This is a genomic window from Snodgrassella communis (genome assembly GCF_914768045.1).
GTDB classification, from domain to species: domain Bacteria; phylum Pseudomonadota; class Gammaproteobacteria; order Burkholderiales; family Neisseriaceae; genus Snodgrassella; species Snodgrassella communis.
In genome coordinates, this window is the sequence record NZ_CAJZCD010000026.1 from 1 (window position 1) to 593 (window position 593).

Below are 593 nucleotides of genomic sequence, written 5' to 3' on the forward strand. Positions count from 1 at the left end.
TAAGCTGAGCCACATTCACAGCATCTGTGTCGTCAAAACCTGCCGCAACTCCGGTTATCTGACGGTATTCTTTTTTCGATGTATCACCTACCGATACCGCGCCTTTCGTACTCGTTGTTTTACCGATTGCCTCTGCCTGCTGCTGCGTTGCCGTTACCGGAATATAACCTTTTATTCCGGCTACCCTATCCGCTACTGATCCGGCTCCCAGTGCAACACCTCCGGCTTGTGTTACTTGTGCACCGCTGCCTAGTGCAACACCTCCGGCTCGTTTTACCTGTGCACTGTTGCCTAGTGCTACAGCATTGGTTTCTGACGCAAGTGCATCATTACCTATCGCAATCGCTGCGCCACCACTGGCTCTTGCAGCTCCGCCTATAGCGATCGAATCATCACCCAGAGCTACTGATGCTGCTTTTGCAGAATTAATCTTGGCATACTTCGTACCATAATTGTGTATATTATTCAGCGCCTCAGCTACACTATTTGCTACCACTGAGCCTCCAGCAGGAGTAGAAGTACTGTAGCTTGGCATCTCAATACCACCACCACTTACTGAATTAGGCGAAGTACCCAGTGCTGCTGCTATTGAG

General features: G+C 49.9%; 1 pseudogene. It reads right to left on the minus strand.

What is annotated here, in order from left to right:
* Positions 1-593: pseudogene (locus MJ761_RS10825) on the minus strand (hypothetical protein); the annotation flags it as partial.